Annotated in this window: 7 protein-coding genes; 2 read left to right on the top strand and 5 right to left on the bottom strand. The window is 63.0% G+C overall.

What is annotated here, in order from left to right:
• Nucleotides 1-215: 215 nt before the first annotated feature.
• Together HYE77_RS32220 and HYE77_RS32215 are read right to left on the bottom strand one after the other, a co-directional pair.
• Nucleotides 216-1,658, bottom strand: a complete 1,443-nt coding sequence (locus HYE77_RS32220; protein ID WP_177070571.1) for a mechanosensitive ion channel domain-containing protein — start codon at nucleotides 1,656-1,658, stop codon at nucleotides 216-218.
• A gap of 63 nt (nucleotides 1,659-1,721) precedes the next feature.
• Complete coding sequence (locus HYE77_RS32215) at nucleotides 1,722-2,588, bottom strand: pirin family protein (protein ID WP_177067173.1); 867 nt, start codon at nucleotides 2,586-2,588, stop codon at nucleotides 1,722-1,724.
• 187 nt (nucleotides 2,589-2,775) lie between these two features.
• Between HYE77_RS32215 and HYE77_RS32210 the strand changes: the two genes are divergently transcribed.
• Nucleotides 2,776-3,882: an efflux RND transporter periplasmic adaptor subunit gene (locus HYE77_RS32210; protein ID WP_003210248.1), complete on the top strand. Its 1,107-nt coding sequence runs from the start codon at nucleotides 2,776-2,778 to the stop codon at nucleotides 3,880-3,882.
• Nucleotides 3,883-3,884: 2 nt separating this feature from the next.
• Nucleotides 3,885-6,956, top strand: coding sequence for an efflux RND transporter permease subunit (locus tag HYE77_RS32205; RefSeq protein WP_177070570.1), 3,072 nt, complete (start codon nucleotides 3,885-3,887; stop codon nucleotides 6,954-6,956).
• A 150-nt stretch (nucleotides 6,957-7,106) separates the two neighbouring features.
• On the opposite strand, the gene HYE77_RS32200 is transcribed toward HYE77_RS32205, so the two are convergent.
• From HYE77_RS32200 to HYE77_RS32190, 3 genes are all read right to left on the bottom strand, one after another.
• Nucleotides 7,107-8,336: a M20/M25/M40 family metallo-hydrolase gene (locus HYE77_RS32200; RefSeq protein ID WP_177070569.1), complete on the bottom strand. Its 1,230-nt coding sequence runs from the start codon at nucleotides 8,334-8,336 to the stop codon at nucleotides 7,107-7,109.
• Between the two features lie 68 nt (nucleotides 8,337-8,404).
• Entirely contained in the window at nucleotides 8,405-9,463 is a 1,059-nt protein-coding gene (locus HYE77_RS32195) for a diguanylate cyclase (RefSeq protein WP_177070568.1), read from the bottom strand.
• Between the two features lie 78 nt (nucleotides 9,464-9,541).
• Nucleotides 9,542-10,177: a LysE family translocator gene (locus HYE77_RS32190; RefSeq protein ID WP_003210255.1), complete on the bottom strand. Its 636-nt coding sequence runs from the start codon at nucleotides 10,175-10,177 to the stop codon at nucleotides 9,542-9,544.
• Between the last annotated feature and the right edge of the window lie 61 nt (nucleotides 10,178-10,238).

The following is a 10,238-nucleotide window of genomic DNA, read 5'->3' as shown; positions in this document are numbered from 1 at the left end:
GTTAGCCGCGACGGGCCATGGATGGCCCGTCGCGGCGGCCCGCGGAACCGGGCCGGAGTGCGGGCATGCCGAGCCTAGGCGAGGCACCGAGTGGTGGGGCAAAGACCTTTTGGTTACTTTTGGCTGGGCCGGCATTCCGGGCGTTTGCCAAAAGTGACCCGCTGTAAGAGCGGAACCATAAGTGGCCGTTACCGCAGCAACGGATATGTACACCTTCAGGCCCGACTCCGCAGCCACTGCATAAACCCCTTCTTAACCGGCACCACAGGCGCCTCCTGCGTCAAACTCTGAGCCGCATGCAACCTGAAATCCAGCAGGCTTTTCATAGCCTCACTGATGTCATGCCGAGCATCCAGACAAGGCTTCAGATACTCCTTCTCAATCCGATACAACGTACAAAACGTCTTCGCCGAAAAGTCCGCAGGCACACCCTGCTCCGACAAAATCCCGGCCTCACCAATCACCTCCCCAGGCCCCATCCGCCCGGCTTCAAACTTGTGCCCGGCCTTGGCCAACATCACCGAAATCACCCCGGACTCGATGATAAACAGGTGATCACTCACCTCCCCCGCCGGCAAAATCATCTCCCCGGCGCGAAAGGTCTGCAGCGTCATGTTCTGGCTGAACGTCTCCTTCTCCTCCTGCCTCAATGTCGAGAAGATAGACGAACTCTCCAACAACGCCCGAGCCCGGGAAACCGCCACCGGCGCATTACTCTCGGCCGCCGACAACAAGCTCACCCCCGCCGCCTGCAAATGCCGAAACGCCAAATCATAAAGCTGATTGCGCACCTCACGCTTAAGCGCCATGGCCGGCACAAACCCGCTGATCTCATACTCCACGCCACCACTGGCCGACGTCTTGAACGCCACGCTGGGCGCCGGCTTGGCCAACAACGGCCGACAACCCTGCATCGCCCGCTCCAGCGCATCCAGCACGGTTTGGGGCCGCGCATGGGGGCTGACTTGCAGGCTGACCGCCAAGCCAAACATATCTGCGGGACGTGAGAAGTTGATGATCTTGGCCTTGGCCGCCAACGAGTTGGGCACCACCGCCAGGCTGCCCTGGGAGGTTTGCAGTTGGGTGGCGCGCCAGTCGATGTCGATCACCCGGCCTTCGGTGCCGTCGATGGAGATCCAGTCATCCAGTTGGTAGGGTTTGGTGGTGTTGAGCACGATGCCGGAAAACACGTCGCTCAAGGTGCTTTGCAACGCCAGGCCGACGATGATTGCCACCGCGCCGGAAGTGGCCAGCACGCCCTTGACCGGCAGGTCGAGCACGTAGGCCATGGCGGCGATGATCGCGATCAGGAAGATCACCGCGCCCACCAGATCCTGCAACAGCCGCCCGGTGTGGCCGACCCGCTGCATCATCACCGCGCCGAGCAATACCGTGAGGGTGCGCGCCGCAAACAGCCACCAGCCGATCTGGAACGCCGTTGCCGCCAAATGCAGCGCCACGTTGTCGCCGAACGGCGCGACCTGCATCGGGTTCATGCCTTCGTTGAACAGCACGGCGCTGAACACCGCAAAGATCACCAGCCGCGCCGCCAGCTTCCAATTGGCGAAATCGGCAGAGATCAAACGCCATACGGCAATATCGATCAGTACCAGCGCCAAGGCACAGAACATCGGGTGATCGGAGATAAATGAGGGCATTCAGGCGACTCCAGGGCGAATGCCATGAAGATCGCATGAAATGCCTTTGGAGGGTATAGCGCCCTAGCGCTGCATCTGCCCGAATTGCCCGGACTGATAGTCGGCAAACGCCTGGTGGATTTCCTGCTCGGTGTTCATCACGAACGGGCCGTGACCGACGATGGGTTCGTCGATCGGCTCGCCGCTGAGCAACAGCACCATGGCGTCGTCGCTGGACTCGAGGCGCAGTTGCGTGCCATCGCGCTCGAACAGTGCCAACTGCCCTTCCCGCGCCACTTCAGTGCCGTTGATCCGCACCGTGCCGCGCAACACCACCAGCGCGGTGTTGCGCCCGGCGTGCAGGTCCAGCGTCACAGAGCGGCCGGCTTTGAGGCGCATGTCCCACACGTCGATCGGCGTGAAGGTACGAGCCGGGCCTTTGACCCCGTCGAACTCGCCCGCGATCAAGCGCAGGCTGCCGGCGTTGTCGGCCAGGGGCAGCGTCGGAATATCGCCATCGAGGATGGTCTGGTAACCGGCATCGGTCATTTTGTCCCTGGCCGGCAGGTTGACCCACAACTGGACCATTTCCAGGGCGCCGCCGCTGCGGGCGAACGCCTCGGAGTGAAACTCCTCGTGAATGATGCCCCTGGCGGCTGTCATCCATTGCACATCGCCCGGGCCAATGGTGCCGCCGGCGCCGGTGGAATCGCGGTGTTCGACTTCGCCCTTGTAGACGATGGTCACGGTTTCAAAGCCGCGATGAGGATGCTGGCCCACGCCACGACGTTGCTCGGTCGGGGTGAACGCCGCAGGACCGGCGTGATCCAGCAACAGGAACGGGCTGATCTGCTTGCCCATGGTGTCGTAGGAAAACAGCGTGCGAACCGGAAAGCCGTCGCCGACCCAATGGCCGCGTGGGCTGGTGTAGATGCCGATGATCTTTTTCATATGTGTCTCCAGTAATGGATACACCTTAAATCCGATACCAATTCCGCGCTAGACGGCAAAACCGGCCCTGATCGTCCCACCAGTGGAACAAATACTCGCGGGCTGGATTATTTTATATTTCGACCATAATATGGCGAAAAATATTACAAGCGTAATTTTTAGCTCACCCCGCCCCACGGAGCCCGACATGAACCCTCTCCCCCTGCGTCTTCTCACCCCCCTGGCCCTGCTGGCGGTACTCAGTGGCTGCAACAACAAGGCCGACCCCGTCGCCGAAGCGCCCCTGCCCCGCCCGGTGCTGGCCGCCAAGGTCGAAGCCGCCGGCAGCCAGCAAAGCGCCTACACCGGCGTAGTGGCCGCGCGCACGGAAAGTGACCTGGGGTTTCGCGTCAGCGGCAAGGTGATCGAGCGCAAGGTTGATCCCGGCCAGCACGTCAACCGTGGCGACACCTTGCTGGTGCTGGATATCGGCGACTTCGAACTGGCCCTGCGTTCGGCAAAAAACCGCGTCAATGCGGCCCAGGCGCAACTGCGCCAACGCCGGGACGATGAATCCCGCTACCAGCGCCTGGCCAATACCGGCGCCGTGTCGCGGCAGATTTTCGACCAGTCCGCCACCAACCTGCGGGTGGCCGAAGCCGAGCTGGCTTCCGCGCAATCCGACGCCAGCCAGATCGAAAACCGCCGCACCTACTCGGTGCTCAGGGCCGACAGCGACGGCATCATCACCGACGTGCGGGTGGACCGCGGCCAAGTGGTCGCCGAGGGGCAAGTGGTGGCGCGCCTGGCTCACGACGGCGCCCGGGAAGCCATCGTCAACCTGCCGGAAAACCAGCGCGACCAGGCTTCGCAAAAAGCCCTGGCGTTCCCCTTCGGCGCCCCTGAGCAGGCAGTGACCGCCACGTTGCGCGAGCTGTCTGCCAGCGCCGATCCGACCACCCGCACCTACCGGGCCCGCTATGTCTTGCATGGCCCCGTCGACCGCTTCGCTCTCGGCTCGACCATCACCGTGCGCCTGCAAGGTAACGGCCAGGCGCAACAGACCCGCGTGCCCATCGGGGCGCTGCAGGATGCCGGCAAAGGCACCGGTGTGTGGGTGATTGGCGCCGATGACAAGGTCAGCTTCGCCCCGGTCAACGTCGCCAGCCTCGGCCAGGAGGACGCGTTGCTGGACAGTGGCGTGGACCCCGGCCAAGTAGTCGTCGCCCTCGGCGCGCACCTGCTGCACAGCGGTGACGCGGTACGCCTGTTGCCGGCCCAGGTATTGGCCCTCAACCGTCAGCAGGAACACTGATAATGCGCGGGATCAACCTCTCCGAACTGGCGGTCAAGCATCGCGCGGTCACGCTGTTCCTGATCATCGCGATCCTCGCCGCCGGGGTCTTTGCCTTTGGCAAACTGGGGCGCGCCGAAGACCCTTCGTTCACCGTCAAGGTCATGACCATCACCGCCGCCTGGCCCGGCGCCACCGCGCAAGAGATGCAGGAGCAAGTGGCCGACCGCCTGGAAAAACGCCTGCAGGAGCTGGACTATTACGACCGCGTCGAAACCATCGCCCAACCGGGCTTCGTCTCGATGCGCATGACGTACCTGGAGTCCACCCGTCCCAGCGAGATCCAGGACCTGTTCTACCAGACCCGCAAAAAGCTCAGCGACGAAGCCGCGAAGTTGCCCAAGGGGGTGATCGGGCCGTTCTTCAACGATGAATACTCCGACGTATACTTTTCCCTGTACGCGCTGGAGGCCGAACATCTACCCCACCGGCAACTGGTGCAAATGGCCGAGGACATGCGCCAGGGCCTGCTCAATCTGCCGGGAGTGAAGAAGGTCAATATCCTCGGCGAACAGGCGCAGCGGATCTTCGTCGAGTTTTCCTATGAGCGCCTGGCCACCTTGGGCATCAAGCCCGAGCAGATCTTCGCCGCCCTCGCCGCCCAGAATGCCGTGGCGCCTTCAGGCTTTGTCGAGACCGCCGGGGCACGCGCCTATATCCGCATCGACGGGGCCTTCGACAGCCTGGCGCTGATCGAAAACGTCCCGCTGGAAGCAAACGGCAAGCTGCTGCGCATCGCCGATGTGGCCACCGTCAGCCGGGGTTATGAAGACCCGCCCAGCTACCGTATCCGTCATCAGGGCGACCCGTCGCTGATGCTCGGGGTGATCATGGAGAAGCACTGGAACGGCCTGGAACTGGACAAGGCCCTCAAGGCCCAGGAAGCGAAAATCCAGGCCGACCTGCCGCTGGGGGTCAACTTCGCCAAGGTCTCCGACCAGGCGAAAAACATCAGCCTGGCGGTCAACGAGTTCATGCTGAAGTTCTTCGTCGCCCTCGCGGTGGTAATGGTCATCAGCCTGCTGGCCCTGGGGTTCCGCGTCGGCCTGGTGGTGGCCGCTGCGGTGCCGCTGACCTTGTCGATCGTGTTTGTGATCATGTTGATGACCGGCCGCGAATTCGACCGGGTGACCCTGGGTGCGTTGATCATTTCCCTGGGCCTGCTGGTGGACGACGCGATCATTGCGATCGAGATGATGGTGGTCAAACTCGAGGAAGGTTTTGACCGGATCCACGCGGCCACCTTCGCCTGGAGTTCCACCGCCGCGCCGATGCTCACGGGCACGCTGGTGACGATTATCGGCTTCCTGCCGGTGGGTTTTGCCCGCTCGGGGGCCGGTGAATATGCCGGGAATATTTTCTGGATCGTCGGTTTTGCGCTGATCGCCTCGTGGCTGGTGGCGGTGGTGTTCACCCCGTACCTGGGGGTCAAGCTGCTGCCGCACATCGAGCCGGTTGTCGGCGGCCACGATGCAATTTACGCCGGGCGCTATTACCAGAAACTGCGGCGCCTGGTGGACGCTTGCGTGCGCAGACGCTGGCTGGTCACCGGGTTGGTGGTGGCGGCCTTTGTGCTGTGTGGCCTGGGCATGGGCGTGGTGAAGAAGCAGTTCTTTCCCAACTCCGACCGTTCCGAGCTGATTCTTGAGGTGTACATGCCACCGGGCAGCTCCTTCAAAAGCACCGAGGCGGTAGCGGCGCAGGTGGAAAAGGCGCTGATGGAGGAGCCGCAAACCGTGATGGTCGACACCTATGTCGGCGGTGGTGCACCACGGTTTTTCCTGTCGCTGAACCCTGAGCTGCCAGACCCCGCCTTCGCCAAGCTGATCGTGCAGACCGCCGACGCCCATGCCCGGGACAGCCTGAAAAAACGCATGGCTGAACGCATCGCGGCCGGCGAATTTCCATCGGCGCGGGTGCGCGTCACCCAGTTGGTGTTCGGCCCGCCGGTGCCCTTCCCGGTGGTGTTTCGCGTGTCCGGTCCCGACCTGAATGTGCTGCGCAGCCTAGCTGAAGACGTGCGCCAAGTGGTCGCCGCCAACACACTCACGCGGGACAGCTTCCTCGACTGGGGCGAGCGCGCCAGCAGTTACCGCCTGGTACTCGACCAGGACCGCCTGCGCCTGCTGGGCTTTACCCCCGACGGGGTGAAATCCCAGCTCAACGCGTTGCTCAGCGGCAACCCGATCACCGAAGTGCGCGAAGGCAATCGCACCGTTTCAGTGGTTGCCCGCTCCCAGGGCAGCCAGCGCGAAGACCTCGGCAACCTGGACAATATGACCCTGACCAACAGTGCCGGTGTCTCGGTGCCATTGGCCCAGGTCGGGCATTTCCAGGCGGTGATGGAAGAACCGATCCTCAAGCGCCGCAACCGTGCGCTGACCGTGGAAGTGCGCGCCGACATCGTCGACGGCACCCAGCCGCCAGATGTGGAAATGGCGGTGTACAAGGACCTGCAACCCTTGATCGCCAAGCTGCCGGCCGGGTATCAGATCGTCATCGGCGGCCCGGTGGAAGAAAGCGCCAAGGCCAACGTGGCGCTGGCGGCACTGTTCCCGATCATGATTCTGCTGACGTTGACCGTGATCATGTTCCAGGTGCGTTCGTTCGGGGTGATGTTCATGGTGTTCGCCACCGCGCCGCTGGGGCTGATCGGGGCGGTGCCGACGCTGCTGCTGTTCAACCAGCCGTTCGGGTTCAACGCGATATTGGGGTTGATCGGGATTGGCGGGATTCTGATGCGCAATACGCTGATCTTTACCGACCAGATTCGGCAGAACCAGGACCAGGGCATGGTGATTCGCGAGGCGATCATCGAGGCCACGGTGCGCCGGGCACGGCCGGTGATATTGACCGCGCTGGCGGCGGCGCTGGCGTTTATTCCGCTGACGCTGTCGGTGTTCTGGTCGTCGCTGGCGTATGTGCTGATTGGCGGGGTGCTGGTGGGGACAGTGTTGACGTTGCTGTTCTTGCCGGCGCTGTGCAGTCTGGTGTTGGGGCGGGAGAAGACCCGGGAAGTGGTGCCTGCAACCTGATCCAACCAACACCACAAACCAATGTGGGAGCGGGCTTGCTCGCGAAAGCGGTGTACCAGATAAGCAGATGTCGACTGATAGACCGCATTCGCGAGCAAGCCCGCTCCCACACAAGCCCGCTCCCACATTTAGAGGTGTGGCGTTTTTAAGTCAGCGCTTGGAGAGCTCCATGATCATCCGGCTCAGCAGATAAATCCGCGGCGCCACGCTCTCCACCTCGGAATATTCCTCCGGCGTATGGATATTGCCCCCGACAATCCCGAACCCGTCCAGGGTCGGCGTACCCACGCCAGCCGACAAGCTCGCATCCGCCGCCCCGCCGCTGCCCTCAATGGTCAGCTTGCGCCCCAGCTCGCCATAAATCCCCTGGGCAATCGTCACCAGCTTGTCCGACTCCGGCGTCTGCGGCATCGGCGGCAGGCCACGGTGCAAACTGGTGGTCACTTCAGTCTCGGGGATCAGCTTGTTGGCCGAGACCCGTGCCAGGTCTTTCTCGATCCGGTCAAACTCTTCCGGCAACGCTGCCCGTACATCCGCCTTGGCGGTGGCCTGGTCGGGGATCACGTTGACCCGGTCGCCGGAGTTGATCACGGTGAAGTTGATGGTGGTTTTCTTCTCGGCATCCCCCAGCTTGCCCAGTTGCAGAATCTGGTGCGCCGCTTCCATCGCCGCGTTGCGCCCCAATTCCGGGGCGACGCCGGCGTGGGCGGCCTTGCCCTTGACCTCGACCACGGCGGTGGCGCTGCCTTTGCGCCATACCACCAGGCCATCGGCCGGGCGACCCGGTTCCAGGTTGAGCGTCACGTCGTGGCCCTTGGCGGTGTTGCGGATCAGCTCGGACGCGCCGTCGGTGCCGGTTTCTTCGCTGGCGTCCAGCAGGAAAGTGATTTGTGCGTAGTCCTTGAAGCCCTGGTTTTTCAGGACCTTCAAGGCGTAGATGCCGGCGACGATGCCGCCCTTGTCATCCATTACGCCCGGGCCATAGGCGCGGCCGTCCTTGATGTGGAACGGCCGGGCAGCCGCCGAGCCTTCCTTGAACACCGTGTCCATGTGGGCCATCAGCAGGATCCTGGCCTTGCCGGTGCCCTTGAGGGTGGCGATGACATGGCTGTTATGAGCGGCGGCATCCGGCACCAGCTGGATGCTGAAACCCAGTTGCTTGAGCTCATCGACGGCGATGTCACGCACTTGGGTCAGGCCCGGCTCGTAGCCGGAGCCCGAATCGATATTCACCAGGCGCTCCAGCAGTTTCAAGGCGTCGGCCTTGTACTGCTCGGAATCGGCCTGGATCTGTTTGTGGGGTTCGGCGCTGAAGGCCGGCATGGCGAAAGACAGCGCCAGGGTGGCCGCCAGCAAGGTACGCGGGAAGTTGAAGAGCATGAACCGATCCTTGTTTTTGTTGGAAGGTAGCGCTCCACCCTACCTGACAAACACCGATTTGTTGATCCTCAGATCGACCTCAGCCAACTTCCCTGCACCGAACTGACCCGGTTGCGCCCGCTACTCTTGGCCTCGTACAAGGCCTGGTCGGCATCGCTCAGCCAACTGGTGGCGTCGGCGTGTGCCGGCCGGTATGGCGCCAGGCCGATGCTCAGGCTGGCGCGCAAGGTCGGGTCCTGTGCGTAGGCCAGGGAGTTGAAGCGATCACGCAGGGCGTCCATCACCTCGGTGGCGCGGTTCAGGGGCATGTCCGGCAGGATCACGCAGAATTCGTCGCCACCGTAGCGCCCGGCCAGGTCAGTGGCCCGCAGGTTCTGGCGCAGCACTTTGCTCAATTGACGCAGCACGATATCGCCGGTGACATGGCCGTAGGTGTCGTTGATGGTCTTGAAGTGGTCGATGTCGATCAGCGCGATGGCGGCGCCCTGCTGGTCGCGGCGGCAGCGCTGGAACTCGATTTCCAGGTGGTCTTTCCAGGCGCCGTGGTTGAGCAGGCCCGACAGGCTGTCGGTGCGGCTCAGGGCCAGCAACTCGCGCTTGTGCCGGGCCAGGGTGATCGCTTGCCGGTAACAGATCCAGCCCAGCGCCAGGGGATACAGCATCAGGATCGGCAGGCAGGCGTAGAGCTGCACCTCACTGGTGAGGGCGGTCACCGCCGGAGTGAACACCAGCATCGAGGCGCCGATGCCCAGCGCCTGGGCCACCCAACCGGCGAGCATGAAGCGCGGGCCGCCGATGGCGACGTTGTTCATGGTCATCATCGACAAGGTGGTCACGCTGGGCAGCGGGTTGAACTGCATGGCGCCCACCCAGAACCCGCCGCAAAACGAGTCGAACAGCAGGTTGCGGTGTTCCGAGCGCAGGGAGTTTTTCGAGTGCCGCGACCATTGGTAGGCCACATGCGGCCAGATGAAGGCATTGGCGATCATCACTCCCCAGACCCAAGCGGATTTATCCAGCGGGTAGATGGCGGCGGCCACACAGACAAACCCGAGGGTCAATCCCAGGGTGCGCGACTTGTACAAGCGTGAAGCGAGCGAAAGTCCGTTTCCTCCTGCGGCTGGCATGTCTGGCTTGATCCTGGATGAATGCCCGAAGTCTATCAGGGCACCGGCAGATCGCCACTACCGCTCATAAGCTGGCCTTCAGCTGGAAAAGCCCCGGGCCAGCATCAGCGCCACCCCCAGTAGCAACACCGCCGTGGCCCGTTGCAGCAACACCCGGCGCTTGGGGTTTTCCAGCACGTGCTTGATGCGCTGGCCGAAGTAGCAATACAGGCAGCCGCTGGCAAATTGCAGCAGCAGGAAGGTCAGGCCGAGGATCGCGATGTCGGCGGCGGCACTGCCCTGGCCGATGGCGGCGAACTGCGGGAATACCGCGCTGAACAGAATGATCGCCTTGGGATTCGACAACCCGGTCAGCAGACCTTTTCCGAACAGGCTGCGGGCATTTTCCGGGGTTGCATCGTTGGTCTTGATGGTCACTCCGCTGCTGGTCCATTGCTTGTAGGCCAGGTAAAGGATGTAGGCCACGCCTACCACCTGGATGATCCGGGTGATCAGCGGGTAATCCTTGATCAGCTCGGAAAAACCCACGGCAAAGATCAGGATCGACACCAGGTAGGAAACACTCGCCCCGAACTGCGCCGGCAGGGAGCGGCGCAGGCCGTCCTTCAGGCCGAGGCTGAGCAACAACAAGGTCATGGGCCCGGGGCTGAAGGCCAGGGTGGTGCACAGCAGCAGGAAATACAAAAACGAAGACAGCGTCAGCGCGGTGGCCATGGCGTGGAATTTCACAGCAGGAAAGAGGGCTTGCAGTCTAGGGCGCACGTGCCGCCACAGG

This window comes from Pseudomonas sp. IPO3774, from assembly GCF_013386835.1.
GTDB lineage: Bacteria > Pseudomonadota > Gammaproteobacteria > Pseudomonadales > Pseudomonadaceae > Aquipseudomonas.
The sequence above is the reverse complement of the archived record's forward strand: the minus strand, read 5'-3'. Positions and strand labels throughout refer to the sequence as shown.